Origin of the sequence: Acidovorax sp. sic0104 (assembly GCF_019219095.1) — a bacterium.
GTDB lineage: Bacteria > Pseudomonadota > Gammaproteobacteria > Burkholderiales > Burkholderiaceae_C > Acidovorax.
Genome location: NZ_JAHUWH010000004.1, coordinates 112,644 through 137,952, shown reverse-complemented (window position 1 = coordinate 137,952; position 25,309 = coordinate 112,644). Strand labels below are relative to the sequence as shown.

Annotated in this window: 21 protein-coding genes; 12 read left to right on the top strand and 9 right to left on the bottom strand. The window is 65.7% G+C overall.

Going from position 1 to position 25,309, the window contains the following annotated elements; all coding sequences use genetic code 11:
* Positions 1-1,011, bottom strand: a complete 1,011-nt coding sequence (locus tag KW835_RS08795) for an ABC transporter substrate-binding protein (RefSeq protein ID WP_218381982.1) — start codon at positions 1,009-1,011, stop codon at positions 1-3.
* Between the two features lie 30 nt (positions 1,012-1,041).
* Entirely contained in the window at positions 1,042-1,929 is an 888-nt protein-coding gene (locus KW835_RS08790; protein WP_218381981.1) for a TauD/TfdA family dioxygenase, read from the bottom strand.
* Between the two features lie 351 nt (positions 1,930-2,280).
* On the opposite strand from KW835_RS08790, the gene KW835_RS08785 reads away from it, so the two are divergent.
* The 5 genes from KW835_RS08785 (at position 2,281) to KW835_RS08765 (ending at position 5,861) form a co-directional block, all read left to right on the top strand.
* Positions 2,281-3,120, top strand: a complete 840-nt coding sequence (locus KW835_RS08785; RefSeq protein WP_218381980.1) for an ABC transporter substrate-binding protein — start codon at positions 2,281-2,283, stop codon at positions 3,118-3,120.
* Between the two features lie 113 nt (positions 3,121-3,233).
* Positions 3,234-3,929, top strand: coding sequence for an amino acid ABC transporter permease (locus tag KW835_RS08780; protein ID WP_218381979.1), 696 nt, complete (start codon positions 3,234-3,236; stop codon positions 3,927-3,929).
* Between the two features lie 16 nt (positions 3,930-3,945).
* Positions 3,946-4,677 carry an amino acid ABC transporter permease gene (locus KW835_RS08775; protein WP_218381978.1) on the top strand — a complete coding sequence of 244 codons (732 nt, stop codon included), beginning with the start codon at positions 3,946-3,948 and terminating at the stop codon, positions 4,675-4,677.
* Positions 4,674-5,420, top strand: a complete 747-nt coding sequence (locus KW835_RS08770; protein WP_218381977.1) for an amino acid ABC transporter ATP-binding protein — start codon at positions 4,674-4,676, stop codon at positions 5,418-5,420. Before KW835_RS08775 ends, KW835_RS08770 begins: the two co-directional genes overlap by 4 nt.
* A gap of 126 nt (positions 5,421-5,546) precedes the next feature.
* Entirely contained in the window at positions 5,547-5,861 is a 315-nt protein-coding gene (locus KW835_RS08765; RefSeq protein ID WP_370633601.1) for an HU family DNA-binding protein, read from the top strand.
* A 231-nt stretch (positions 5,862-6,092) separates the two neighbouring features.
* Here the strand turns inward: KW835_RS08765 and KW835_RS08760 are convergent, their stop codons facing one another.
* The 5 genes from KW835_RS08760 to KW835_RS08740 are packed head-to-tail and all read right to left on the bottom strand — an operon-like array spanning position 6,093 to position 11,596.
* Complete coding sequence (locus KW835_RS08760) at positions 6,093-6,941, bottom strand: class I fructose-bisphosphate aldolase (protein WP_218381975.1); 849 nt, start codon at positions 6,939-6,941, stop codon at positions 6,093-6,095.
* Positions 6,942-6,979: 38 nt separating this feature from the next.
* The gene (locus KW835_RS08755) at positions 6,980-7,987 is read right to left on the bottom strand and encodes an aldo/keto reductase (RefSeq protein ID WP_218381974.1); all 1,008 of its coding nucleotides are present in this window, start codon (positions 7,985-7,987) and stop codon (positions 6,980-6,982) included.
* A complete protein-coding gene (locus tag KW835_RS08750; RefSeq protein ID WP_218381973.1) occupies positions 7,984-9,021 on the bottom strand; it encodes an ABC transporter permease in 1,038 nt (345 codons plus the stop codon). The genes KW835_RS08755 and KW835_RS08750 overlap by 4 nt, the downstream gene beginning before the upstream one ends.
* Positions 9,018-10,538: a sugar ABC transporter ATP-binding protein gene (locus tag KW835_RS08745; RefSeq protein WP_218382146.1), complete on the bottom strand. Its 1,521-nt coding sequence runs from the start codon at positions 10,536-10,538 to the stop codon at positions 9,018-9,020. Before KW835_RS08745 ends, KW835_RS08750 begins: the two co-directional genes overlap by 4 nt.
* An 11-nt stretch (positions 10,539-10,549) precedes the next feature.
* Complete coding sequence (locus tag KW835_RS08740; RefSeq protein WP_218381972.1) at positions 10,550-11,596, bottom strand: substrate-binding domain-containing protein; 1,047 nt, start codon at positions 11,594-11,596, stop codon at positions 10,550-10,552.
* A gap of 181 nt (positions 11,597-11,777) precedes the next feature.
* Between KW835_RS08740 and KW835_RS08735 the strand changes: the two genes are divergently transcribed.
* The 4 genes from KW835_RS08735 to KW835_RS08720 all read left to right on the top strand — a co-directional run bounded on the left by KW835_RS08735 (position 11,778) and on the right by KW835_RS08720 (position 16,755).
* Complete coding sequence (locus KW835_RS08735; RefSeq protein ID WP_218381971.1) at positions 11,778-13,316, top strand: FGGY family carbohydrate kinase; 1,539 nt, start codon at positions 11,778-11,780, stop codon at positions 13,314-13,316.
* Positions 13,313-15,085, top strand: a complete 1,773-nt coding sequence (locus KW835_RS08730; protein WP_218381970.1) for a glycerol-3-phosphate dehydrogenase/oxidase — start codon at positions 13,313-13,315, stop codon at positions 15,083-15,085. Before KW835_RS08735 ends, KW835_RS08730 begins: the two co-directional genes overlap by 4 nt.
* Position 15,086: 1 nt before the next feature.
* Complete coding sequence (locus KW835_RS08725; RefSeq protein ID WP_218381969.1) at positions 15,087-15,842, top strand: GntR family transcriptional regulator; 756 nt, start codon at positions 15,087-15,089, stop codon at positions 15,840-15,842.
* 148 nt (positions 15,843-15,990) lie between these two features.
* The gene (locus tag KW835_RS08720) at positions 15,991-16,755 is read left to right on the top strand and encodes an SDR family oxidoreductase (RefSeq protein ID WP_370633600.1); all 765 of its coding nucleotides are present in this window, start codon (positions 15,991-15,993) and stop codon (positions 16,753-16,755) included.
* A 67-nt stretch (positions 16,756-16,822) separates the two neighbouring features.
* Here KW835_RS08720 and KW835_RS08715 read toward each other — a convergent pair whose 3' ends face one another.
* On the bottom strand, positions 16,823-18,328 hold the full coding sequence (locus KW835_RS08715) for a hypothetical protein (RefSeq protein WP_218381967.1): 1,506 nt from the start codon (positions 18,326-18,328) through the stop codon (positions 16,823-16,825).
* A 418-nt stretch (positions 18,329-18,746) separates the two neighbouring features.
* On the opposite strand from KW835_RS08715, the gene KW835_RS08710 reads away from it, so the two are divergent.
* Positions 18,747-19,235: a hemerythrin domain-containing protein gene (locus tag KW835_RS08710; RefSeq protein WP_218381966.1), complete on the top strand. Its 489-nt coding sequence runs from the start codon at positions 18,747-18,749 to the stop codon at positions 19,233-19,235.
* An 87-nt stretch (positions 19,236-19,322) separates the two neighbouring features.
* Here KW835_RS08710 and KW835_RS08705 read toward each other — a convergent pair whose 3' ends face one another.
* The gene (locus tag KW835_RS08705) at positions 19,323-21,521 is read right to left on the bottom strand and encodes an EAL domain-containing protein (RefSeq protein WP_218381965.1); all 2,199 of its coding nucleotides are present in this window, start codon (positions 21,519-21,521) and stop codon (positions 19,323-19,325) included.
* Positions 21,522-21,960: 439 nt separating this feature from the next.
* On the opposite strand from KW835_RS08705, the gene KW835_RS08700 reads away from it, so the two are divergent.
* Entirely contained in the window at positions 21,961-23,367 is a 1,407-nt protein-coding gene (locus KW835_RS08700; protein WP_218381964.1) for a tetratricopeptide repeat protein, read from the top strand.
* A 137-nt stretch (positions 23,368-23,504) separates the two neighbouring features.
* Positions 23,505-25,241: an ATP-dependent DNA helicase RecQ gene (locus KW835_RS08695; RefSeq protein ID WP_218381963.1), complete on the top strand. Its 1,737-nt coding sequence runs from the start codon at positions 23,505-23,507 to the stop codon at positions 25,239-25,241.
* Positions 25,242-25,309 lie beyond the last annotated feature (68 nt).

The following is a 25,309-nucleotide window of genomic DNA, read 5'->3' as shown; positions in this document are numbered from 1 at the left end:
TCAGTTCCCCGCCGCGTTGTGGGCGTCCGCAAAGAAATAGTCCTTGGCAGAGGCAGGCTTGTTCTTGATGGCGCCAACGCGGTGCATGAACTCGGCAAGCGCGTAGGTGTTCTGCGGCGTGATCTTGAACTGGACTTCGGGGTTCTTGATGATTTTGAGCAGCAGGTCGCGGTCGGTCTTGGCGTTGCTCACCTTGAGGTAGATGTCCGCCGCCTTCTCGGGGTTGGCGGTGACGAACTGCGAGGCCTCGTTCAGCGCGTCGATGAAGGCCTTGTAGGTCTTGGGGTTCTCGGTGCGGAACTTGTCGGTGGCGTACAGCACGGTGGCCGACGACGGGCCACCCAGCACGTCATAGGACTTGAGCACGATGCGCGCCTGCGGGTTGCCCGCCAGCTCCTGCTCCTGGAACGGCGGGTTGCCGAAGTGCGCCGTGATCTCGGTGCCGCCCTTGATGATGGCGGCGGCTGCGTCGGGGTGCGGCACCGCCACGCTGATCTTGTCGAGCTTGTTGAATTCCTTGTCGCCCCAGAGCTTGGCCGATGCCAGCTGCAGCACGCGCGACTGCACCGACACGCCCACGGCCGGCAGCGCAATGCGGTCCTTGTCGGTGAAGTCCGCAATCGTCTTCACGTTCGGGTTGTTGGTGACCAGGTAGTAAGGAAAGTTGCCCAGCGACGCCACACCCTTCACGTCCTGCCGGCCCTTGGTGCGGTCCCAGATGGTGAGCAGTGGCCCCACGCCGGCGCCAGCGATCTCGATGTTGCCCGACAGCAGCGCGTCGTTGACGGCGGAGCCGCCCGAGAGCTGCACCCATTCCACCTTGGCATCCACACCGGCGGCCTTGGCGTGCTTTTCGATCAGCTTTTGCTCTTGCGCCACATTGAGCAGCAGGTAGACGATGCCGAACTGCTGGGCAATGCGGATCTGCCCTTCCGCGTGGGCGCTGAGGGTGCCGAAGGCAAGGCCCAGGCCGGTGACGAGTGCGGCGGCTTTGCGCGTGAAGTTGTTCATGGCTCTGTGTTTCTTTGTGGAGGATGGTGGTCAATACGGCGCGTCGCCCTGGATCGTGGTGCGATAGAGCTTGCGGCGCAGGTGGTCGGGTGTGCCGGCGGCCAGGTGCATCAGCGAGCGGTTGTCCCAGAAGACGAGGTCGTGCGGCTGCCATTGGTGGCGGTAGATGAACTCGGGCTTGACGCTGTGCGCGAACAGCTCGGCCAACAGAGCATCGCTCTCTGCCTGAGGCAGCCCAACGATGCGCGTGGTGAAGTGCTCGCTCACGAACAGCGCCTTGCGGCCAGTCTCCGGGTGCGTGCGTACCACGGGCTGCACAGCGGGCGACACCTGGTCGATCTGCGCCTGCGACAGCTTGGGACGCCAGGGGTTCTTGGCGCGCAGTTCCTCGTACTTGGCGAGGTAGCTGTGCTCGGCCTTGAGCGGCAGGATGCGCTGCTGCAACGCCGGGCTGAGCGCCTCCCAGGCCAGGTGCTGGTCGGCGAACAGCGTGTCGCCGCCCTCGCTGGGCAGCTCCTGCGCGTGCAGCAAGGACCCCAGGCTGGGATGCGGCTTGTAGGAGATGTCGGAGTGCCAGTACACACCGGCATCCCCCAAGCCGATGGGCTCGCCGTTGTCCTTGATGTTGGAGACGATGAGAATCTCAGGGTGCCCCTTCAACTGGAACTGGTGCAGCACGTGGATCTCTAGCGGGCCGAAACGTCGGCTGAAATCCACATGGGCTGCAGGCGACACCTGCTGGTCGCGGAACACCAGCACGTGGTGGTCCAGGTGCGCCTGGTGGATGCGCGCGAACTCGCTGTCGCTGAGGGGCTGCGAGATGTCCAGGCCCACGACTTCAGCGCCCACGGGCGCATCGAATGGCCTTATCTCGAAGTTCTGGACAGGTGCAGCGGAAAGGATGGAAGTGGCAGTCATTCAGGCTCTCGCGCTCGGGGCGCAGGGCGGGTGCATGGGAGCTGCCGACTGTAGGGATGCTTCGTTCTACATGGAACGAATGATTTGTTGCTTGTTTATGAAATAAACATCCGAAGGAATCGCGGCGCCGTGGGTGCGCCGCCGGGCAAGCCGCGCACACGCTCACAAGGTATCGCAGCCGCACCGCTTCATGCCGCTCAATGAACTGATTTGGATATGCGCTTTCCTTCGTTGGTCGGGTGGGGGCGCGCGCCTATCGTCGCGGCTCTCGCTGGCTTTGCGGCTTGCCTGCATGCAAGGGAACCTGACCAGGCCAGCGCCCCATCCACCAGACATCCTTCATTCATCACCATGCGACTGAAATTTTCATCCCTCACCGGCCTCATTGCGGCCACCGCGCTGGCGCTCGTGGGCATTACCGCCAAGGCCGACCAGCTGGACGACATCAAGAAAAAGGGTGAGATCGTCTTCGGCGTGCTGGGCACCGACGAACCCAACAGCTTCGTCGACCCCAAGAGCCGCGGCTTCATCGGCTACGAGATCGACATCGCCACCGCCGTGGCCAAGAAGCTGGGCGTCAAGCCCGTGTTCAAGCAACTGGCCGTGGCCGCGCGCATCCCCGAGCTGCAGCAGGGCCACGTGGACGTGCTGGCCGCATCCCTCACGCACAACAAGGAGCGCGAGGCGCAGATCGACTTCGGCCTGACCCATTTCGTCACCGGCTCCAAGGTGCTGGTCAAGAAGAGCAGCGGCATCCAGAACGTGTCCGATCTGGCCGGCAAGAAGGTGTTGACTGTGAAGGGCGGCACGCAGGAGCCCAACCTGCTGCGCGCCGTGCCGACCGCCGAGGTCGTGACCTTCGAGAACACGCAGCAGGCTTTCCAGGCGCTGCAGCAGGGCAAGGGCATTGCCTACGTCAACGACGAGTCGTCGCTGTACAACGACGTGGCCAAGCTGGGCGCCAAGGGTGGCGACTACCTGATCCTCCCTCAGAACCTGAACGTCGAGCCGCTGGCCCTGGGCATCCGCAAGGGTGAAACCGCGCTGAAGAAGGCCATCGACGACACGCTGCGCGGCCTCGAAGCCTCGGGAGACGCCGAGAAGCTGTACGAAAAGTGGTGGGGCGCCCAGAGCAAGCTCAAGTTCGCCAAGCGCACGTTCCGCTTTGAATCGGACAAGGTGGACGGCTGAACGCCTCGCTCCGGTCACTGATCTCTGACAGCGGTTCCCGGAGCACCGGTTGCTGAAGCCCCCGAAGACGGCCTGCCTCGGTTCCAAGAGGCAGGCCGCCGCTTCTTTCCCGTATGCCCACTTTCGATTTTTCGCTGCTGCTGGCAGGCCCCTACCACGCCATGCTCTGGGCAGGCCTGCGCCTGTCGCTGACTCTGTTGGCCGTCACGCTGCCACTGGCGTTGCTGCTGGGCCTGCTGGTGGCCGTGCTGCGCCTTGCGCCGCTGGCACCCTTGCGCTGGACCGGCTTCCTGTTCGTGGAGTCGCAGCGCAACATCCCGCTGCTCGCGCACATGCTGTTCTGGTACTTCGGTGCGCCCGAACTCCTTCCGGAGTCGGCCAGGGAATGGCTCTACCAGCACAACATCGAGGCCGTCGCGGCCGTGGTGTCGCTCAGCCTGTATGCCGGGGCCTTCATGGCCGAGGACATCCGCAGCGGCATCCGGTCCGTGCCCACGGTGCAGCTGGAAGCCGCACGTGCCCTGGGCCTGGGGTTCGTGCCCGCCATGCGGCTCGTGGTGCTGCCGCAGGCCGTGCGCACCAGCGTGCCGCCGCTGGTGTCGCAAACCCTCAACCTGTGGAAGGACACCAGCATCGCCACCGTGATCGGCACGGCCGAGCTCATGTACCAGGCCGCCAAGGTCGAGAGCGCGACCTTCAAGAGCTTCGAGGCGTTCACCTTCGCCACGGTCAGCTACCTCGGCATCTCGCTGGCCATCACCGCCCTGGCGGCCTGGTACCAGCACCGGTACCCGCCACGCTCGGCATGACAGGAGGCACGCCACCATGAGTTTTCTCGAGATGCTCGATGCCTACTGGCTCTTTTTCCTCATCGGCCAGTATCCCAATGGGCCGCTGGGCGGCCTGGCGCTGACGCTGCTCCTGGCGTCGTCCGCCCTGCTGCTGGCCATCCCTGCGGGGCTGCTGCTCGGCCTGGCCCGGGTCAGCCCCTGGGCCTGGCTGCGCTGGCCCGTGAGTGCGCTGGTGTTCGTGGTGCGCGGCACGCCGCTGTTGATGGTGATCTTCTGGGCCTACTTCTTCCTGCCCAGCATCACCGGGCACAAGACCGGCCAGTTCACCACCATGCTGATCGCGCTGGTGGTGTTCGACGCTGCCTACCTGGCAGAGATCGTGCGCGCCGGTATCCGCGGCCTGCCCCGGGGGCAGATGGAATGCGCGCGCTCGCTGGGCCTGCCGTACCTGGCGTCCATGCGCCTGGTGGTGCTGCCACAGGCACTGCGCAACATGCTGCCGTCGCTGGTCAACCAGTTCGTCTCCACCATCAAGGCCACGTCGCTGGGCTACATCATCGGCCTGGCCGAGGTGTCTTTCATCGCCACGCAGATCAACACGCTCGTGTTCACACTGCCCACGCAGGTCTACCTGGTGCTGGGGTTCACGTATTTCGTGCTGTGTTTCGGCCTGACGCGCTTCGCGGTCTGGCTGGAGCATCGCCTTGCACGGCGCCCTGCGCGCCAGATGCCTCTCCACGCCCCCGCTGCGGGGGCCGTACCATGATCACCTTCGACAACGTCAACAAGTGGTACGGCGACTACCACGCGCTTGCAGACATCACCGAGACCGTCGCCGCCGGCGAGGTCGTGGTCGTGTGCGGGCCGTCGGGCTCGGGCAAGTCCACGCTGATCCGCACCATCAACCGGCTGGAGCCCATCGACAAAGGCCGCATCACGGTCTACGGGCAGGATATCCACGCACCGAAGCTGAACCTGAACGTCCTGCGCGCAGGCATCGGCTTCGTCTTCCAGCAGTTCAACCTGTTTCCGCACCTGACGGCGCTGGACAACTGCACGCTGGCGCCGGTCCATCTTCGCAGGGTGTCGCCGGACCAGGCCCGCCAGCGCGCGCTGGCCCTGTTGGACCGCGTGGGCCTGGCGCACAAGGCCGGCGCCCATGCCGCCGAGCTGTCGGGCGGCCAGCAGCAGCGCGTGGCCATTGCCCGCGCGCTCACCATGGAGCCCCGCATCATGCTGTTCGACGAGCCCACGAGCGCGCTCGACCCCGAGATGGTGGGCGAGGTGCTTTCGGTGATGCGCGACCTGGCGCGCGACGGCATGACCATGGTGTGCGTCACGCACGAGATGGGCTTTGCGCGCGAGGTGGCCGACCGCATCTGGTTCATGGACGCGGGGCGCGTGCTGGAGCGCGCCAGCCCCCAGGCGTTCTTCGACAGTCCGCAGCACCCGCGCGCGCGGCAGTTTCTGTCCGACATTCGCTCGCCGTTGCCCGCTGACGCCCCTTGATGCCGTGCCACCGCAGGCCCTGTGAAAAAATTGGCAGCCAGCGTCGCCAACCTTGCTCATGTGCCTGGCAAGTGCGCCTGGCACGCCGCGCTTGCGCTATAAATAGCGCACCCATCAATCCTTTGTGTGAAAGCATCCATGAACCGCGCAGAACTCGTTGAAATCCTGGCTTCCAAGAATGATCTGTCCAAGGCCGCGGCCAACGCCGTGCTCGAGACGCTGATCGAGACCGTACAAACCGCCGTCAAGAAGGGCGACACCGTCCAGTTGGTGGGCTTTGGCACCTTCAAGTCGGCCAAGCGTGCAGCCCGCACTGGCAAGAATCCTTCCACCGGCGCAGCCCTGAAGATCCCGGCCTCCACAGTGCCCAAGTTCGTCGCTGGCGCCAAATTCAAGGCCGCCGTCGACCCCAAGGCCGCCAAGCGCAAGGCCGCCAAGTAAGCCCGCAGGGACAGCCCTGACAAAGCCGCCCCAGGCCCAGGCCTCGGGCGGTTTTTCCATTGCACGGCCGACCTTGGCTCGATCTTGCCTCGCAGTGCAGGGCATAGAGGCCATCGGCTGCGCGCAGCAACTATTCCAGCGTCAGGTGAATGCTGGGTTCGTGCACTATGGCCAGATCGTCAAAACCGCCGGCATCAGGATCGGGAAGATCCGTCGCTGGGCGGGGCCGCTTTACGCGCTGCCCGTCTGGTAGATGTCCCAGGCGGCTGCGGCGCTCACGCCTCGGTGGATCATCGCCATCAGCGCATCGACCACCGCCGATGGCTTGGCATGCTGGTAGACGTTGCGCCCGTAGACCATGCCCACGGCGCCCTGGTCGAGCAGCACGCGCGAGCGCGCGAACACCTGCTGCAGGTCTTCGCGGCCGCCGCCGCGCACCAGCACCGGGCAGCGCGCGGCCTGCACCACGCGGTGGAATGCGGCGGGGTCGGTGGTGGGGTCGGCCTTGACGATGTCGGCACCCATCTCGCGCGCCAGGCGCACCAGGGTGACGATCTTCTCGGCATCGCCATCGACCATGTAGCCGCCCTGGTCGCTGTGCGGGCGCATCACCAGTGGCTCGATCATCAGCGGCATGCCGTAGCGGTCGCAGTCGGCGCGCACGCGCGCGATGTTCTGCACGCACTGGCGGAACAGGTCGGGTTCATTGGGCAGCATGAACAGATTGACCACCACGCAGGCCGCATCGCGCTGCACGGCCGGCAGCACCGGATCGTGCTCGTTCTGCAATACGGCCCACATCACGCGGTGGGCGGTGGCGTTGTAGGGGTTGCCCATGTCGATGCGAATCACCAGTGCCGGCTTGTTGCGGCCCGGGCGGTCCTGCAGCAGGTCGGCCTGGCCGTAGTTGAGCTGGATGGCATCGGGTGCGGCGGCCACGAGCTTGTCCATCACCTGGGGCATGTCTTCCAGGCCGTTCAGAAAGCTGGGCTCGTTGCACACGCCGTGGTCGAGCGCGATGTCTAGGCAGCGGCCGTTGGTGAGCAAGCGGTTCAGGCGTGCGGTCTTGTCTTTCGACATACGAAGAAATCCTTGGGTTGAGAAGGGGTAGATATGGGTCAGGCCAGGGCCTTCAGGTGGGCGCTTGCGGCGTCGTCGATGCGCTGCACGGCCTCCTCGGGCAGTTCCAGTGCACCGGCGGTCGCGTTCTCGGTGGCCTGGGCCCGCGTGCGCGCACCGCACAGCGCCACCGAAACGCTGCCGCTGGCCAGCGTCCAGGCAATCATCAACTGGCCAAACGAGCAGCCGAACTGCCGGCGCAGGGGCTCGAGCTCGTTGAAGAAGGCCTTGAGCCGGGTGCGGTTGGCCGCGCTGAAGCGCGGATTGCTGGCACGCTGGTCGTCGCCCGTGAACTGGCGCGCCGGGTCGATGGGGCCGGCCAGCAGGCCCAGCGCCAGCGAGGAATAGCCCAGGATGGCGACGTTGTTGCGGCCGCACAGCGGCAGCAGGGTCTGCTCGATCTCGCGGTCGATCAGGCTGTAGCGCTCCTGCGCGGCATCCACGGGGCCGTGGCGCAGGTACTCGGCCAGGGTCGGCGCATCCACGTTGCTCACGCCGATGGCGCGGATCTTGCCCTGCTTCTTGAGCGTGAGCAGGGCGTCCATGGTCTCCTCGACCGGCGTGGTGCTGTCCTGCCAGTGGGTGATGTAGAGGTCTATGTAGTCGGTCTGCAGACGCTTGAGGCTTTCCTCTGCTTCGTGAAAGATCGATTCGCGGCCCAGGTGGCGGTACACCGGGTGGCCGTCTTCGTCGAAGAAGTGCGTGCCCTTTTGCGTGTGCCACACCAGGCCGCACTTGGTGGCGATCACCGCCTCGTGGCGGCGGCCCTTGAGGGCGGCGCCGACCAACTGCTCGGAGGCCCCCAGGCCATAGGCCGGCGCGGTGTCGATCAGCGTCACCCCTGCGTCGAGCGAGGCGTGGATGGCTTCGGTGGCGGCAGCGCTGTCCTGCCCGCCCCACATCCAGCCGCCCATGGCCCAGGTGCCCAGGCCAATGGCCGAGCACTGGATGCCCGACGGCCCCAGGGTGGTGGTCTTCATGGCGGGGTTCATCATCACGGCATTCATCGCTTGGTCTTTCGGGTGTTCATGAGGTGGTCGATGGTCACGGCGGCCAGCAGGATCAGGCCCTTGATCACGTCCTGCCAGTAGGGCGAGACGTCCAGCAGGATCAGCGAGCTGGTCACCACCGAGAGCAAGGCCAGGCCCAGCACGGCGCCGAGCACCGTGCCCGAGCCGCCCTTGAGGCTTGCGCCGCCGATCACGGCCGCGGCGATCACGTTGAGCTCCATCCCCACGCCGAAGGTGGGCGTGGCCGCGCCGAAGCGCGCGGTGTAGATCACGCCGGCCAGCCCGGCCGAGGCCGCGCACAGCACCGTGACCCAGAACTTCACGTGGCCCACGCGGATGCCCGAGTACAGCGCCGCCTTCTCGTTGCTGCCGGTGTAGAACACGCGGCGCAGCAGGCTGGCGCGGCGCAGCACGAAGTCGCTGACCACCACGATGAACAGGAAGATCAGGATCACGGCCGGAATGCCGAACAGCGTGCCCTGGCCGATGAACTTGAACGAGGCCGGCAGCGAGAACAGCGACTGGGGCGTGCCCTGCGTGAGGGCCAGGCACAGGCCGCGCACGATGACCATGAAGGCCAGCGAGGCGATGAAGTGGTTCAGCCCGATGCGCACCACGCAGCCACCGATCATGGCGCCGATGAGGGCGCTGGCGGCGATCGCGATGAGCCCGGCCGTCCAGGGGTCGACCCCCATCAGGAACAGCTTGCCTGTGACCACCATCGCAAAGCACACCACCGAGCCCACCGACAGGTCGATGCCGCCCACGATGAGCAGGATGGTCATGCCCACGACCACGATGCCCTCGATGGAAAACGAGAGCAGCATGGCGCGGATGTTGTCCCAGGTCAGGAAGTAGGGCGAGGCGAAGCTCATGCCGATGCACAGCACCAGGATGATGACCAGAAGGCCCATCTCGCGAATGCTGGTCAGCCTGGTTCCGCCCGGCTTGCCGGGCCCTCCCTGGGGTTTCTCGCGCAGGGGCTGCAGGCCGGCCACGCTGCCGGCATCCAGTTGTGCGGGGTGATTCATGCCATTTCCTCGTGTTGTCGTTCCAGTCCCGAGGCCAGCCGCAGCAGGGCCTCTTCCGTCATGTCTTTGCCTTGCACCTCGCCCGCGACGCGGCCATCGCGGATCACGAGGGCCCTGTCGCACAACCCGATGATCTCGGGCAGCTCCGAGGAGATCACCACCACGCCCACGCCCTGGCAGGCCAGGTCGCGCAGGATGTGGTGGATCTCCGACTTGGCGCCCACGTCCACGCCGCGCGTGGGCTCGTCCATCAGCAGCACTGCGGGGTTGGTCGCCAGCAGCTTGGCGATGGCCACTTTCTGCTGGTTGCCGCCCGAAAGGCTGGCCACCTCGATCTGTACGCCGTCGGACTTGAGCTTCAGGCGTGCTCCCAGCTCCTGCGCCAGCCGGTGTTCGCTGGCACGCTGCAGCAGGCCGAAGCGCGAGCTCACGCGCGCCAGCGCCATGGAGGCGATGTTTTGCGCGATGGGCAGGTCCAGGTAGATGCCTGCGGCCTTGCGGTCCTCGCTCAGGTAGGCGATGCCTGCACGCAGCGCATCGCTGTACTTGCGGATCGAGAGCGCCTTGCCGTTGAGGTACACGCTGCCGCCGGTGGCGGGGCGCAGGCCGCACAGGGTCTGCGCCAGCTCGCTGCGCCCGGCTCCCATGAGCCCGGCGATACCCAGAATCTCGCCACGCTGCACGATGAACGAGATGTCGTGCACACGCTCGCCGTCGGCCAGCCCGTTGACTTCGAGCACCGGCCCGCTGGAATCGGCCTCCTGCTGCTTGGGCGGGTAGTAGTTGCCCAGGTCACGCCCGACCATGCGGCGCACAAGCGCATCGGCATCGAGTTCGGCCAGCGGACCCGAGTGCACGTTGCGCCCGTCGCGCAGCACCGTCACGCGCGTGCAGTGCGCAAAGATCTCTGCCATGCGGTGGCTGATGTAGATGATGGCTATGCCCTGGTCCTTGAGGTCATGCAGCACTCGAAAGAGAGCCGCGGACTCGTTGTCCGTTAGCGCGGCGGTGGGCTCATCGAGGATCAGCACCTTGCAGTCGAGCGTGAGCGCCTTGGCGATCTCGATCAGCTGTTGGCTGGAGATCGGCAGGTCGCCCACACAGGCTGCGGGGTCGATGTCCTGCCCCAGGCGCTGCAGCACCCGGGCGGCGCGCTCGTTGAGACCTGCGTAGTCCATCCATGCCTGCCGGCCGGCATTGATCTCGGGCATATAGATGTTCTCGGCCACGGTGGCGTCGGCGCACAGGGCGATTTCCTGGTGCACCAGGCCGATGCCCAGGCGCATCGCCTGGGCCGGACCATCAATGGTGACCACGCGGCCGTCGAGCGCTATCTCGCCCGCGTCCGGCTGGTGAATGCCATCGATGATGTTCATCAGCGTGGACTTGCCCGCGCCGTTCTCGCCGCACAGGGCGTGGATCTCGCCCGCCTGCACTGAGAAATCCACACCCGAGAGCGCGTGCGAAGCGCCGAAGCGCTTGCAGATGCCACGCAGCGCGAGCAGGGGGGCGCCCATGGTGGTGGTGCTCACTCGCTGATGCCCTTGGTGCCGCGGCGCGCGAGGTACTTGTCCCAGTAGAAGTCGTCGGCGTTGGCCTTGCTGACCACGGCCAGGCCGTTGTCCAGGAACGGCACGGACATGGGGTTGGTGCCGTTGCGCTTGGCGTCGTTCATCGGGTCGATGAGGCCGGGGTTCTTGGCCAGGAACAGCATCATCATGCCCATGTAGCCCTGCATGCCCTGGTTGGGGTTGATGGCACCGAACACGTCGCCGGACTTGATCATGTCCAGGATCTTGGCGTTCACGTCGCAACACATCACCTTGATGTTTTTCTTGGTCTCCACCTTGGCCTGTGCCGCACCCAGGGCCGAGTTGGCCTCAGGCATGAAAAGCGCGCCCAGGTTGGGGTTGGCCTGCGCCAGACTCTGGACGGCCTGGTAGGCCTTGTTGGGGTCCTGGTTGCTGGCGGCACGGCCCACCAGCTTCATGCCGGGGTGCTTGGCCTTCATGCGGTTGATGAAGGCGGCGATGCGGCGGTCGTGGTTGTCCTGGCCGGGGTTCTCCAACACGGCGAACTCCCCTTTACCGTTCATCGACGCGGCGATGGCATCGGCCGCCTGCGCACCTTCGCGCTCGTTGTCAGAGGTGATGAAGGACGTGCGCTTGGAGTTGGGCGAATCTGCTGCGAAGGTGACCACCGGGATGCCCATTGCTGCCGCACGGTTGATGGGCTCGATGAACGGGTCGGGGTTCATGGGGTGCAGCAGGATGCCGGCAGGCTTGCGGGCCAGCTCCTGCTCGAACGAGGCCAGTTGCTTGTTGACGTCGTACTCCGGCGTGCCGGTGTAGCGGGTGCGCACGCCCAGCGTGCGGCCCAGCTGTTTCATCATTTCGTAGACCGGAAACCAGTACTCCACGCCCGAGACCATCACGTTCATCACGTAGACGTCGCTGGGGTTGCCGCGCAGGCCGCCCGCTGCTGCGGGGGCCGCTGCAGGCTGCTGTGCAAATGCGCTGGTGCCGGCCAGGCCAATACCGGCGGCGGCTGCGGACTTCAGGAAATTACGCCTCATTTTTTGTCTCCTCTTGTTGAACGGTGCTGCACAGGGTGCTGCTGTCTCCAGGGCTGCGATGGGGTGCTTTGCGTCACAAAGTTGTTATGACAGGTAGAATGTAAACCGGGAGATCAATAGCAAGATAGCTAGGGGAAACACTACTGGATATGACCGCCGGTTCAGCGGAAGCTGTTATGACATGAAGACACAACTACTGATAGGCATAGACCTCGGGTCGAGCAGCCTCAAAGCACTGGCCCTGGAGGCCGCGAGTGGGCGCACCGTGGCCCTTTCGCGCATACCCTTGCAGCACCACCGACTGCCGGGCGGAGGCTGCGAGCTGGGCGCCTCCATGATCCATGCAGCCCTGTCCACCGTGCTGCGCGATGTGGCGCACCAACTTGGCAGCCGCGTAGCCGATGTCCGTGGCATCGGCTGCACGGGGCATGGGGCCGGGCTCTATGCACTGGATGACCGTAGCGAGTTGGCTGGTGGCCGGGCCGTGGCCTCGACGGACCAGCGCGCCAGCGCGCGGGCCGAGTCCCTGACAGGGACCCACGGCGCACAGTTGCGCGCCGAAGTCGGCTGCCAGCCCTGGCCGGGCCAACCCACCGTGATCGCTGCCGAGTTGATGGGTGTCAGCGCGGTGCGCAGCGGCGCCCTGCGGCGTCTGATGTTCGCGAAGGACTACGTGGTCTTTCTGCTCACCGGAGAGATCGCCACCGACGCCAGCGATGCGAGCACGGCGGGCCTCCTGTCGGTGACCACGGGCAATTGGTCATCGACGGCCTTCGCGGCTTCGGGCATCGCAGAGCTGTCGCCCCAGGCCTTCGGACCGCTGGTGGGCAGCGGCGAGGTGATCGGCAGGCTGCAAGCCCGGGCCGCCGAGGCTCATGGCCTGCCCGCAGGCATTCCGGTGGCCATGGGGGCCATCGACCTGCTGGCGTCGATGACCGCCATCCACGCCCAAGAGCGCGGCCGAGCGGTGTCGGTGCTGGGCACCTGGTGCGTCAATGCCGTCATTGGGCCGGTGGTGGAGCCTCGGCCTGATGTCGTGGCGGTCGTGAACTTCGGACCCCACGATCGGCGGCTGTACATGGAGAACAGTCCTTCGTCGATGGCCAACATCGCCTGGCTGGCCGGGGTGCTGGGCCTTCCCGATGCACGCGCGGTGGTCGACCTGGCAATGTCGGTGCCCTTTGGGGCCGCAGGCCTGCGCTTCCTGCCGTTCGTGAACGGAGGGACCGGCGTGTCAGCCGGCTTCGTCGGCCTGCAAAGCCACCACACGCGCGGCGACATGGCGCGCGCGGTGGTGGATGCAGTCGCGGCGCTGCATGCGCGCCACATCGCACGTCTGGCGGCGGCCGGGCTGCCGGTGTCAACTTCCACCGTGCTCGGGGGCGGCGCCAGCGACACACGCCTGGTGGGCCTGCTGGCCGGCCTGCTGGGACACCCGGTGGAGCGCTGCGCCGACGACGAAACCGGCGCGCGAGGTGCCGCTATCTACGCCGCAATCTCGCAAGATATCGATACCGAGCCGCTGCGCGCGCCTTGCGACACCGTCGAACCCGATCCCCGTCAGGCCAGCGCCCATGCGGATTTCAACGCCACGTTCAACGAGCTGATCGACACCATGTCCCCGGTCTTCGCCCATCTGGCGGGCAGATCCCGGGGCACGCCTGCGCCGCTGCCAGAGCCAGTAACCGCGCCCACGCAGCGCGTGGAGGTCTTGCCATGAGCGCCTCCCCTGGCCTGCCCTTCGTGCGACCGGCGGCCGTGGCGGGCCGCCATTTTTCCACCGTGATCGTGGGCGCCGGCATCAACGGCGTGGGCGTTTTCCGAGACCTCTCGCTACAGGGCGTGGACTGCCTCATCGTCGACAAGGGCGACTTCAGCGCCGGCGCCAGCAGCGCGCCCTCACGCATGATCCACGGTGGCCTGCGCTACCTGGAAAGTGGCAGCTTCTCGCTGGTGGCCGAAGCCACGCGCGAGCGCAACCTGCTTTTGCGCAACGCGCCGCACCTGGTACAGCCGCTCAAAACCGTGGTGCCGTTGTCGAGCCTTTTCGGTGGCGTGATGAGCAGTGCGCTCAAGTTCCTGGGGCGCACGCCGCCCCAGCGCACGCGCGGCCTGCTGGCTGTGGCTACCGGGCTGCGCCTGTACGACCTCTTGGGCCGGCGCCAGCGCGTGATGCCCAACCATCGCATCAGCCGCGTGCAGCCGGCCGACCGCTTGCTGTTCCGAGCGGCCGTGCGCTGGACGGCGACCTTCTTCGATGCGTGGATCAGCCACCCCGAATGGCTGGTGCTGGAGCTGGTACGCGACGCCTGCCGCGACCAGCCGCGCTCCGCGGCCATCAACCACTGCCGCGTGACGGGTTGCGCGGGCAATACCCTCACGCTGCGCGACGAAGCCACGGGCGAGGTGGTGCAGGTGACGGCAGATGCCGTGGTCAATGCCAGCGGCGCCTGGCTGGACCGGAGCACCGAGCTGCTGGGCGGCCCGGTGCCGCGTGTGATGGGTACCAAGGGCTCGCACCTGGTGCTAGACCACCCTCTGCTGCGCGACGCGCTAGGCGGGCGCATGGCTTACTTCGAGGCGCTGGACGGGCGCGTGTGCATCGTCTACCCCTTCCTGGACCGGGTGCTGGTGGGCTCCACCGACATACCTGTGGACGACCCCGACCAGATCGCCACCGAGCCGGCGGAGGTGGAATACCTGCTGGAGGTGCTGGGCGAGGTGTTTCCCAACCTGGCCTTCGGGCGGGAGGACGTGGTCTACACCTATGTAGGCGTGCGGCCGCTGGCGCGCTCGAACGCCGACAAGCCGGGCCAGATCTCGCGCGACCATTCGGTGGTGATCGACCCGCCATCTCCGTCTCGCGATATCCCGGTCGTGGGCCTGGTGGGGGGCAAGTGGACCACTTTCCGCGCGCTGGCCGAAGAGGCCTGCGACGAAGTGCTGCGCCTGCTGGGACGCGACCGCACGGCCTCGACCCGGCAGTTGCCGATCGGCGGCGGTGCCGGCATGCCGCGCGATGCCCATGCCACGCAGCAGTTCATCGACCGCATCGCAAGGGACACAGGCCTCGCGCCTGACCGCGCCCAGGAATTGCTGCGCCGCTACGGGTCCTGGGCCCTGCACGTAGCTCGGCGTTTCAAGATGACCGACGACGCGCCGCTGCAGCATGCCCCTGGCTACTCGGCAGCAGAGATAGCCTGGCTGTGCACCGACACCGGGGTGATCCACCTGGATGACCTGGTGATCCGCCGCACGCTGCTGGCCATCCGCGGCCTTGTCACGGATGCGGGGCTGGCCGAATTGGCGGGTATCGCCGCACAGGCGCTCGGCTGGGACGCAGAGCGCGAACGGCAGGAACTGCACAATTGCAGCACTGCACTGCGCGAGCGCCATGGCGTGCGCCTGGCCCCCGCAGTCCCCGATTCCGATGCATCGCCGGCTTTCCCTGCATCATTGACCACCCATCCGGCCCTTAGCCCGTCCTGACGTGAATTCACCGACCGAACTCCAGCCCCTGCTCGACCGCAACTCCGAATCGCCCCTGTGGGCGCAGTTCCGCGATGCCCTGCGCCTGCAGATACTCCAGGGTGATCTGGCCATCGGCGCCAAGCTGCCCTCCGAGGCCGAACTGGGCGAGCAGTTCGGCATCTCGCGCATCGTGGTGCGCGAGGCGCTGGCCGACCTGGTGCGCAACAACCTGATCTACAAGATCAAGGGCCGTGGTGCCTTTGTCGCGGCGCGCGAGCGCGACGAAGATTTCGTCTCCACCGTGCTCGGCTTCTCCGACGAGATGGAGCGCAAGGGCCGCTCGGTGCGAACCCAGATCCTGTCGCAGCAGCTGCGCGACCCCACGCCGCAGGAGATCAGCGCCCTGGGCCTCACCGACGACATCCAGGTTGTGGCCCTGAAGCGGCTGCGCAGCGTGGATGGCGAACTGCGCCTGCTTGTGGAGACCGTGATCCCCGCCGACCTCGCACCCGGCCTGCACCGCATGCGCCTTGAGGACCGCTCGCTCTACGACGTGCTGCGGCGCCAGTACGGCGTGCGCCTGGTGCGCGCAGAACGCTGGATCGACGCCGTGCTGCCCGATGTCGAGACCTGCGGACTGCTGCAGCTTGAACATCCCGAGCCGCTGCTGCGCATAGAGTCGATCGCGTACGGCGCCAACGGCCGGCGTCTTGAGTACTACAACGCCCTGCATCGCTGCAAGTCCAGCCGGCTGCACGTGCAGACGACGACCTGACGGCCCACCCGCCGAACGGCCCCTGGACAAATACCGTCCAGCGCGCCGCTCCGCCAATGCATCGATCACGCACAATGCCGGGTCCATCGCCGCCCTGCCCCGCGCACGGCAGGCGCTGCAGACCAGATCAATGCAAGGAGCATCGAAGATGAAGCAGGAAAGAATCGCCGTGGTGACCGGTGCGGGTTCCGGAGTGGGCAAAGCCGTCGCGCTGGCTCTGGCGAAGGACGGGTACAGCGTGGTGCTTGCGGGGCGTCGCAGCGCGCTGCTGGACGAGGTGGTCGTGCAAGCCCAGGACGAGTCAGGCGCGGGCGGTCGAATGCTGAGCGTGCCGACCGATGTCGCCGATCCCGCAGCCGTCGAGCGGCTCTTCGCGCAAACGCTTTCACGGTTCGGCCGCGTGGACCTGCTGTTCAACAACGCAGGCCGGGGCAACCCGCCCGGGTCTTTCATCGACTGGACACCACAGCAGTGGCGCGACGTGGTGGATGTGAACCTGAACGGCATGTTCTACTGCCTGCAGCAGGCCTTTGGGGCCATGCGCGACCAGTCCCCGCAAGGCGGCCGCATCATCAACAACGGTTCGATTTCGGCCCACACGCCACGGCCGAACTCTGCGGCCTACACGTCCACCAAGCATGCGGTCCTGGGACTGACAAAAACCGCGGCGCTTGATGGCCGCCCCTTCAACATCGCCGTCGGCCAGATCGATATCGGCAACGCCCTGACGGACCTGGCATCGCGCATGGCCAAGGGCGTTGCGCAAGCCAACGGCGAGATAGCCATCGAGCCCCTGATGGACGTGAACGTCGTGGCCCAGTCCGTGTTGTACATGGCCAACCTGCCGCTGGAAGCCAACGTGCTGTTCCACACCGTCATGGCCACCAAGATGCCCTTTGTGGGCCGCGGCTGATTCGCCGGGGCGGGCGCAGCGAAGCGCGCCATTTGGCTGCTATCTGCCAGTGATTTGGCGTAGTCTGTCAGGCTACCGGCGCCTGCAGCACCCAGCCGTGCCAGGATTCCATCGTCGCCTGCCGGTCCTGCTCGGCGCCCTGGTCGCGCTGCTGGCGCTGAAGGGCCTTCAACAGGGGCAGCAGATCCTTGTGGCTGGACTGCTCGCCCGGCGTTTCCTGCGTATCCACCAACTGGTTGTTCTCGACCTTGGTCATGTGGAGCGACTGCGATGCCTGGTATGACAGGGTGGCCAGCACCGGCTCACCTTTTTCGTAGGCCAGGTGCATCTCCGTCGTGCTGCTGTCCTCCACCTTGTTGTAGTAGTAGTTCTGCGAGGCAGAGGTAAAGTCGAACTTGGGCGCGGCCGAGGTCAGCAGCGACTGGTGGTAGGCGGCCGAGAGCCGGGAAGTCTGGGTCTGCGTGACCGCGCGGCCACCCCGGGAACTGCCAGCGATGTCCGTGGCCTGGCTCAGCGCGTACTCGAACCTGTCCCGTTCCTGCGTGCGCCGTGGGTTGGTGGCCCGCACCGTGGCTGTGATGCTGGCGTCGAAATCCGCCAGGCCCGTCATCAGGCTGTGGTCCTCCTCGCTGAAGGCATGGGCGTCGCCGCGCACGGGGATGCCTCCAGGCCTCACATCCAGGTGGCTGCTGCCGCTTTCCTCCCGGTCGTAGCTCGCATGCATGGCGGAGAAGGTGGACTTGAAAATCGCCACCAGGCCCGGGTTGGCATGGCCACGCTCCGCGGCCTGGCCGATGCGCTCCAGGTATTGGCTCACCGCACGGTCCTTCTGGGCCGTGCTGCCCCACTGCGCAGGCTGGCGAAGGTCCGTACCCATCCGCACGACGCCGTCGCGGGTCTTGATGTCGACCTCGCGGCGGCTGGGATCGAGCCGCAGGTTGGCCCCCAGCTGCAGAACCCGCTGGCCCTCGCTGTCGAGGCCATAACGCTCGAAATTCAGCTCCACTTTCGCGAGCACCTTGCTGTCGAATTGGAGCAGATCACCCAGGTCGAGCCGTGGTTCGTCTCCCGCCAGGCCCTGCACGGCCTTGTCGAACCCAATCGCCAGTGCCCTCAGGGCGTCACGCTCCTGGGCTGTCAGTTCTCCTTCGACGTCGATGGCGACCGACATGCCCGATCCGCTGGGGCTGTACTCGCGCTGGTCTGTGATGGACAGCCGCACCTTGGCGCCCGACTGCGTCTCTATGGTCAGCTCCGCACTGGCACTGGGCCTGCTCTTGAAGGACCACAATGCATCGTAGGCCTTGCGCTGAATCTGGTCGGGCGAATACGCCGCGCCCACGTTCACGATGGTCTGGCGGTAGCTGGCACCGGTGGCTGCCGCGTGTTCGAGCAGGGCCGCGCCCAGCCCTGCCATACGGCCCTGCTGCGTCGTTGCGCTGGCATTGCGGCCCATGGCCTCGGCCAGCGCGTTGTCCGGCGCCTGCTCCCACACCTGCATCTGGCCACCCCGGGTCTGTACCTTCAAAAGCGCTTCGTAGGTGGCCTGGGCCGTTTCCAGGCTTCCGGGCATCTGTGTGACATGCAAAAAGCGCGGGTCGCCGCTTACCGCACTCGCCGCATACCCTGCTGCGGTAGCACTTGGCGTGTACACACTGATGGCTGCGGGCTGACTGGTGGTGGCGATCGCACCGCCTGCGACGGACCGCAAAACGTCCACCTCAGGCACGGCGGCTCCTTGGCCCCATGCAGGTGGAACGACCGCCGCTGGGGTAAGACCTACAGCATTCATGTTGGGCTTTTCTCCTCCATCTTCATCCCCGTGATATCGGCAGAAAGCGCGGGAACTGAAACCGATGCAGGCAGCACTGAAAAAAAGCGCCTGCGCCGATCTGACGGGATACCGTGACTTGCGCCTACAAAACCATCTCGACCAGGTCCTGAACATGGGCTCTGCTATTCCTCATCAACCCCCCTTCAGGAGTTCTCTCATGCCTACCAGCCAACGCCAGAAAGACGTGTGCGACCTGCTTGATGCCGACCACAAGGCCGTCAAGAAGATGTTCAAGGATTTTGATTCGCTGTGCGAATCCAAGGCCCGCGGTGCCGCCCAATCGCGCCTGGATCTCGCCCGCGAGATCTGCGTGGAACTGACCGTCCACGCCCAGGTGGAAGAGGAAATTTTCTACCCCGCGCTGCGCAGCGCGATCAAGGAAACGGACCTGATCGCCGAAGCCGAGGTGGAGCACCAGACCGCCAAGGATCTGATTGCCCAGATCCAGGCCGCCGAAACGGCCGACGAGGAGTTCAATGCCAAGGTCAAGGTGCTGGGCGAGTACATCGACCACCACGTCAAGGAAGAGCGCAACGAGATCTTCCCCAAGGCACGCTCGGCCCGCAAGCTCGACCTGGTGGCCATGCGCGACGACGCCGAAGCCAGGAAGCAGGAGCTGATGGACGAACAGTTAGCCACCGCCTGACGCGAGCCGGCCCAGCCGTCGGGATGGTCTCATTGACGGCCCGCCGGTGCGGGCTGTCTCCCGCATCCGGGGTATTGAGGGCGCCCCTCAGGCAAGCCTGACGGCCCGGCGCTCGGCATGGAGGTGATAGGCCTCCGAGAACTCATAGGCAGACACTGGGCGGCCGAACAAATAGCCTTGACCCTCTTCGCAGCCGCAGTCGGTCAGGTAGTCCCGCTGCAGTGCGGTTTCCACGCCTTCTGCCACGGTCTCCAGGTCGAAGCTGCGGGCCATGTCCAGGATGGCGCGGACCACGGCGCTGTCCCGCTCCGATTCGGGCATGTTCTGCACGAAGGACCTGTCGATTTTCAGTCGACTCACGGGATATCGCTTGAGCAGGCTCAGCGATGCATATCCGGTGCCGAAGTCGTCGAAGGCAATGCCCACGCCCATGCTCCTGATTTTCTGCAGAACGTCGAGCACGAGGTCGTCGTCGTCCAGCACGATGTTTTCGGTGATTTCCAGTTCAAGCGCATACGGGGGCAGACCATGCCTGTGAAGGGTGGCGGCAACCTCCGCCGCCATGTCGTGCGCCCTGAACTGGGCACCGAACAAATTCACCCCAATACGAAAATCGGTGGCCCCGTTGCGCCGCCAGCGGGCGGCCTGCGCGCAGGCTTCGTCCAGCACCCAGAAACCCACCACCGATGCGAGCGGCCCGTTCTCAAGCGCTGGAAGGAAAGCGGCTGGAGACAAAAGGCCACGCTGCGGATGCTGCCAGCGGATCAGGGCCTCCGCGCCACGCAGCGCGCCATCGCTCAGCCTGATCTGCGGTTGATAGAAAAGCACGAACTCCCCCTCGTGGACGGCGCGGTGCAGCTCGATGCTGTAGAGACGGCGGGCAGTGGCCTGCATGCGCAGGCCCGCCACGTACGCAAAAACGTGGCCCCGTCCAAAGCTCTTGGCTTTGAACAACGCAAGGTCGGCATTGCTGAACAGCTCCAGCGCCTCCTGTGCATCGCCGGGCGCCACGGCCAGGCCGCAGCTCATTGTGATGCGGATCTCGTTTCCACCCACGTCGATGGGTTCGGCAAGGCGCGAGACTAGGCTCTTGGCAACCGCCATCTGTTCCGCATGGTCCGAGCATCCCGGAATGAGCACGGCAAACTCATCCCCCCCCGTGCGCGCGACGGTGGCAGATGCGGTGACGCCGTCTCGCAGACGGCGTGCTGCTTCGCGCAACACGCCGTCGCCCACGGGATGCCCCAATGTATCGTTCACGTCCTTGAAGCCATCAATGTCGAAGATCATCAGGCACGCGCCGGCAGCATCGGTCATGGCTTCTTCCATGCGTCGGTACAGCGTGGCGCGGTTGACAAGGGAGGTAAGCAGATCGGTGGTCGCCAGCCGGCGCAGTTCCTCGGACTGTCCATGCCGATCCGACAGGTCTTCCAGGTGCGCGTGGAAGGTCAGCCTGCCGTCACCCATCCAGCAAAACAGCGCCACGCCCAGCGGGAACTCCGAACCATCCTTGCGCACGCCACGCAACCCTTCGGGAACCACCAGGCCATCAGCCGTGCCTGCCAATGCGGCCTGCGCGACGAGATGCGCCACGGCTTCGCGGTGCCGCTCGGACAAAAAGCCCAGGACCATGCGGCCGGGGCCGGCTGCAGGGGCATGGCCGAACATGGTCGCTGCGGCCTTGTTCCATGCCATCACGCGCAGGCTCGCGTCAAACCAGACGACCGCGGTGGGAGAGGTACGGGCCCCTTCTTCGAAGGGTCGGGCAGCTCGCTCCGTGGAATGTTCGAGCCGCCGCAACTCAAGCCGGTCGCTGGCCATTTGTGCGAGGTCAGAAAGACGCGCCCGGTCATCGTCGGAGAAGTCAAAATGCGGGACGCTGTCTAGCACGCACAGCGCCCCCAGGGCCAGTCCACCCGGAGAGTACAGCGGCACCCCCGCATAGAACCGCACGCCTGTGATGCCGGTTACCAGCGGATTGTCATGGAACCGTGCATCCCGGCTGGCATCGGGTACCACCAGGACCTCGTTCTTGGCGATGGCGTGCGCGCAGAACGATACGTCCCGGCCCATGTCCACATGCTGACCTTCGAAGCCAGTGCTGGCGGCAAAGAACACATGGTCGTCGCCGACCAGGTTCACGGCAGCGACGGGCATGCCGAACACCTTGGCGGCAATCTGAACGACTGAATCAAGGCTCGGCAAAGGGCGGTCACTGTGAAGTCCATAGTCGGAAAGCGCCTGCAGACGTGCAGCCTCTGACTCAAGAACGGGTGGGCACTTCACTGAAAGATCCTCCAAATTTAGATGCTGCCCAGCATGACGACCGTACGCTCAGAAGGAGACCCGCGGGGTCCCTGCTCAAAATATTGCCAAATCCCTGCGCGATTGCAAGTTTTACTTGGGGAGTTGCGACCTGTGTCAAACATGGCGCCCTTGTTGCATCGTCGTCATCCGACTGTCGCTTATGGGCTTGAAATTTCTGTAGGACCGGCACCCATTCTCTTGCACCCCATCCCCGGACAGTACAGCCGCAGGCCACGGTGTAACGGTCCATGCATGCCGACCGACAAGGCGAACGCGCGGAGCCTGAAAACCCCGAAAGAGGCCTACCATTACGGTGGCGCCACTGCAGCCGGCGCCCTTCGCCCGAGGGCAGGCTCCTGGAACCTGCAACGGTCCGCCATCGCCGGCAACGCATGGCACACGGAGGTCGCGACACACCATGGACGCGGAGTTGGATCACACAGGCAATGACGCTTTCGGAAGGGCCCTTGCGCCAAGCAACAGGGGACTCCAAAGACTACAGGAGGCCACGCCCCACGAGCTGTTCGCGCAGGCGCTGGAAAACCACTTGGCCGGACGACTTGCCCAGGCCCAGGAGGGATACCGCCAAACGCTTCAGCAGTCGCCCGGGCACTCGTCGGCGACGCATTTTCTCGGCGTTGCATTGCACCAGAGCGGCCGCCACGACGAGGGTGTCGCCTTGGTGCGCACATCGTTGCAGGCGGAGCCCCGCGCCAGTGAATGGCACAACACCCTGGGCAACATGATGTCGGCCCTGGGCCGCCATGAGGAAGCTGCTGCCGCATTCCTCAGCGCGCTAACCATCAAGCCCCGGGACGCTGTGGCATGGAACAACCTGGGCGCATCGCTGCTGCGGCAGGGCTGTCTGGAGGACGCCATCGCGGCATTGCGGAACGCCATCGACATTGACCCCGGCTTTCGGGACGCTCTGTGCAATCTGGGCGATGCCCTCACCCAGGCCGGCGACCCGCACGCAGCGGCGCTCTGCTACTGTGCAGAGTACGTGCTGCACCCGGTTGCCGATACCGAGCGCCGTGTCCTGGGACTTGCCTACGCCAAGCTGGGCCGCCATGACGATGCGGCACAGGTCTATGAGGCCTGGCTGGCCGAAGAGCCTGACCATCCGATCGCGCAGCATCTGCTGCAGGCCAGCACGGGGCGGGCATCGCCGGAGGGCGCATCGCAGGCGTATCTGCAAGCGTACTTCGATGACTTCGCCGACGGCTTCGAGAGCAAGTTGCTCGGCAACCTGGAGTACCGCGTCCCGGTCGCCATCGGGCATGAGTTGCGTGCGCTAGGCGTGGCGCCGCGCAGCCTGCAGGTGCTTGACGCCGGCTGCGGTACCGGGCTTTGCGGCATCGAACTGCGACCGTTCGCAAGGCACCTCACCGGCGTGGACCTTTCGGCGAAAGCACTTGCAAAAGCCGGCGAAAAGTCGCTCTACGATGCACTGCACCACCAAGAGATCGCAGCCTATCTCACCGCCTGTGCGCCCGAATCCTTCGATATGGTGGCCGCCGCAGATACGCTGATCTACTTCGGTGGCATCGAGGGCTTCGCGGCCCATGCACGGCGCGTGCTGGTACCCGGTGGCTGGCTGGTCGCCTCTTTCGAGGAATGGACGCCCCAAGACCCCTCGAAAGACGGCGATGGCAGCTACAGGATCAACGATACAGGGCGCTATAGCCACCAGGCAGGCTACGTGCGGGAGTGCCTCTCGTCCGCAGGGTTTGCGGAGAGCCGGATCGTGCGCCTCAACATTCGCCACGAGCTCGGCCGACCGGTGCCGGGGATGCTCGTCATCGCGAGGGTCCAACCCCGCTGAACGCTTGGCGCTATCGCACGGGCAGCTCATGTCGTCTGACAAGGGCGCGCGCTTCCATCTGTCGAGCGGCGCCCTGCACCGGCGCCCATGATCCGGGCACGGCGCGATCTCTCGCGCGCCCATACGCGACGACCGACATGAAACCGACTTCACGCATTCCCGACAATCACCGCCGCACCAAAACTGCGGTACCAGACCCCATTCAACAAGCCCTGGAGCAGGTTTTCGGACTGCGACGCCTTCGGCCAGGGCAACTGGAGGTCGTACAGCGCGCTCTGCAGGGCGCCAATACGCTGGCGGTCATGCCCACGGGTGCAGGCAAGTCGCTGTGCTACCAGTTGCCGGCAGTACTGCTGCCGGGCACCACCGTGGTGGTATCTCCCTTGGTTGCATTGATGAAGGACCAGTGCGATGCCCTGCGGGCGCTGGGCATCGCGGCCGTTCAGATCAACAGCGCCATTCCCTCCGAAGAGTTGGCGGCCGCGCGCGAAGCCATTGACCAGGGCAGCGCACGCATCGTGCTGACAACGCCCGAGCAGATGACCGACCCCGCGCTGACTGCTGCGCTCGCGCGCCATGCGGTCAGCCTGCTGGTGGTGGACGAGGCGCACTGCATATCGCAATGGGGACATGATTTCAGGCCGGCCTTCCTGGATATCGCTCCCGCGGTGCGCGCGCTGGGCCGGCCCGCCGTGCTGGCGCTGACAGCTACGGCCAAGCCGGCGGTCCTGAAGGAGATCGTGGCCCAGTTCGGCATCAAGCCCGACAACGTCGTACAGGCCGCAGCCTACCGACCCAATCTCCATTTCGCCGTAGAGCAGCTCTCATGCACCGCAGACAGGCTGCCCCGTGCGCTGGAGATCGTCGCGGGCAGCCAAGGCACCGGAATCGTCTATGCGTCGACCGTGAAAGCCGCCGAGGAACTGCACGCAAAGCTGGCGTCAGCCGGCGAATCTGTGGGGCTCTACCATGGCCGGCTTCCAGCAGCCCGCCGCGCCCAGGCCCAGGATGCTTTCATGTCCGCGCAAGTGCGCGTGATGGTTGCCACCAATGCGTTCGGGCTGGGCATCGACAAGCCCGACATACGCTTCGTTCTGCACTACCAGATGCCCTCCAGCGTGGACAGCTATTACCAGGAAGCGGGCCGTGCCGGACGAGACGGCAAGGACGCGCAATGCACTTTGCTCTACGTGCGACAGGACCGGTCCCTGCAACAGTTCTTCATGTCCGGCCGCTATCCGACACTGGGGGATTTGCAGGCGGTGCACCGCACCCTGCAACAGTCCGCGCCCGAAGGCGGTTGGACCGCTGAAGCCATCGCAGACGCAATAGAGCGGCCGCGTGCAAAGACCCTCGTGGCGCTGAGCCTGCTGCGCAGCCACAAGGCGGTGAAGCGTGACCGGACTGGCCGATTCGGTAAACCCAACGACCTTACCGAGGCATCGCTGGACCAGCTTCTTTCGCACTATCGCCAACGGCGCGAGCAGGACGGAGAGACGCTGGAGGCCATGGTTGACTATGCTCAGGGCGGACGCTGCCGCTGGCATGCCGTGCTGCGCGCCTTGGGGGAAGACCCACCATTCGATGCCTGCGGCCACTGTGACAACTGCACGCGCATGGCCACGCTGGCGCATCTGGCGCCCGTCCTGGCCATGCCCGAGAAGCCCATCGAAGTGCCGCAACAAGCCACGCATCCCTCGCCCCGCTTTGCCAGCGGACAGGCTGTGCGCGCTCGGCGGTATGGAGCAGGCCAGGTGGTCGAGGCGAATCAGCATTTCGTGACGGTGGAGTTCTCGAACGGCACGCGGCGCACCTTCCTGCCAGAGTTCGTGCGAGCAGCGCGGACGATCCCGATGGCTGCCCACGCAGGCTAGCGCCTTCGTTGCATTGGCATCTGACAGAGGACGATTTCGACATCCTTCTTTCACCAACGAACACCGCC

Bases quoted from the DNA above. Each gene is read 5' to 3' on its own strand.
- KW835_RS08795 (WP_218381982.1), bottom strand. From the start codon at position 1,011: ATGAACAACTTCACGCGCAAAGCCGCCGCACTCGTCACCGGCCTGGGC.
- KW835_RS08790 (WP_218381981.1), bottom strand. From the start codon at position 1,929: ATGACTGCCACTTCCATCCTTTCCGCTGCACCTGTCCAGAACTTCGAG.
- KW835_RS08785 (WP_218381980.1), top strand. From the start codon at position 2,281: ATGCGACTGAAATTTTCATCCCTCACCGGCCTCATTGCGGCCACCGCG.
- KW835_RS08780 (WP_218381979.1), top strand. From the start codon at position 3,234: ATGCCCACTTTCGATTTTTCGCTGCTGCTGGCAGGCCCCTACCACGCC.
- KW835_RS08775 (WP_218381978.1), top strand. From the start codon at position 3,946: ATGAGTTTTCTCGAGATGCTCGATGCCTACTGGCTCTTTTTCCTCATC.
- KW835_RS08770 (WP_218381977.1), top strand. From the start codon at position 4,674: ATGATCACCTTCGACAACGTCAACAAGTGGTACGGCGACTACCACGCG.
- KW835_RS08760 (WP_218381975.1), bottom strand. From the start codon at position 6,941: ATGTCGAAAGACAAGACCGCACGCCTGAACCGCTTGCTCACCAACGGC.
- KW835_RS08755 (WP_218381974.1), bottom strand. From the start codon at position 7,987: ATGAATGCCGTGATGATGAACCCCGCCATGAAGACCACCACCCTGGGG.
- KW835_RS08750 (WP_218381973.1), bottom strand. From the start codon at position 9,021: ATGAATCACCCCGCACAACTGGATGCCGGCAGCGTGGCCGGCCTGCAG.
- KW835_RS08745 (WP_218382146.1), bottom strand. From the start codon at position 10,538: ATGGGCGCCCCCCTGCTCGCGCTGCGTGGCATCTGCAAGCGCTTCGGC.
- KW835_RS08740 (WP_218381972.1), bottom strand. From the start codon at position 11,596: ATGAGGCGTAATTTCCTGAAGTCCGCAGCCGCCGCCGGTATTGGCCTG.
- KW835_RS08735 (WP_218381971.1), top strand. From the start codon at position 11,778: ATGAAGACACAACTACTGATAGGCATAGACCTCGGGTCGAGCAGCCTC.
- KW835_RS08730 (WP_218381970.1), top strand. From the start codon at position 13,313: ATGAGCGCCTCCCCTGGCCTGCCCTTCGTGCGACCGGCGGCCGTGGCG.
- KW835_RS08720 (WP_370633600.1), top strand. From the start codon at position 15,991: ATGAAGCAGGAAAGAATCGCCGTGGTGACCGGTGCGGGTTCCGGAGTG.
- KW835_RS08715 (WP_218381967.1), bottom strand. From the start codon at position 18,328: ATGCCCGGAAGCCTGGAAACGGCCCAGGCCACCTACGAAGCGCTTTTG.
- KW835_RS08710 (WP_218381966.1), top strand. From the start codon at position 18,747: ATGCCTACCAGCCAACGCCAGAAAGACGTGTGCGACCTGCTTGATGCC.
- KW835_RS08700 (WP_218381964.1), top strand. From the start codon at position 21,961: ATGGACGCGGAGTTGGATCACACAGGCAATGACGCTTTCGGAAGGGCC.
- KW835_RS08695 (WP_218381963.1), top strand. From the start codon at position 23,505: ATGAAACCGACTTCACGCATTCCCGACAATCACCGCCGCACCAAAACT.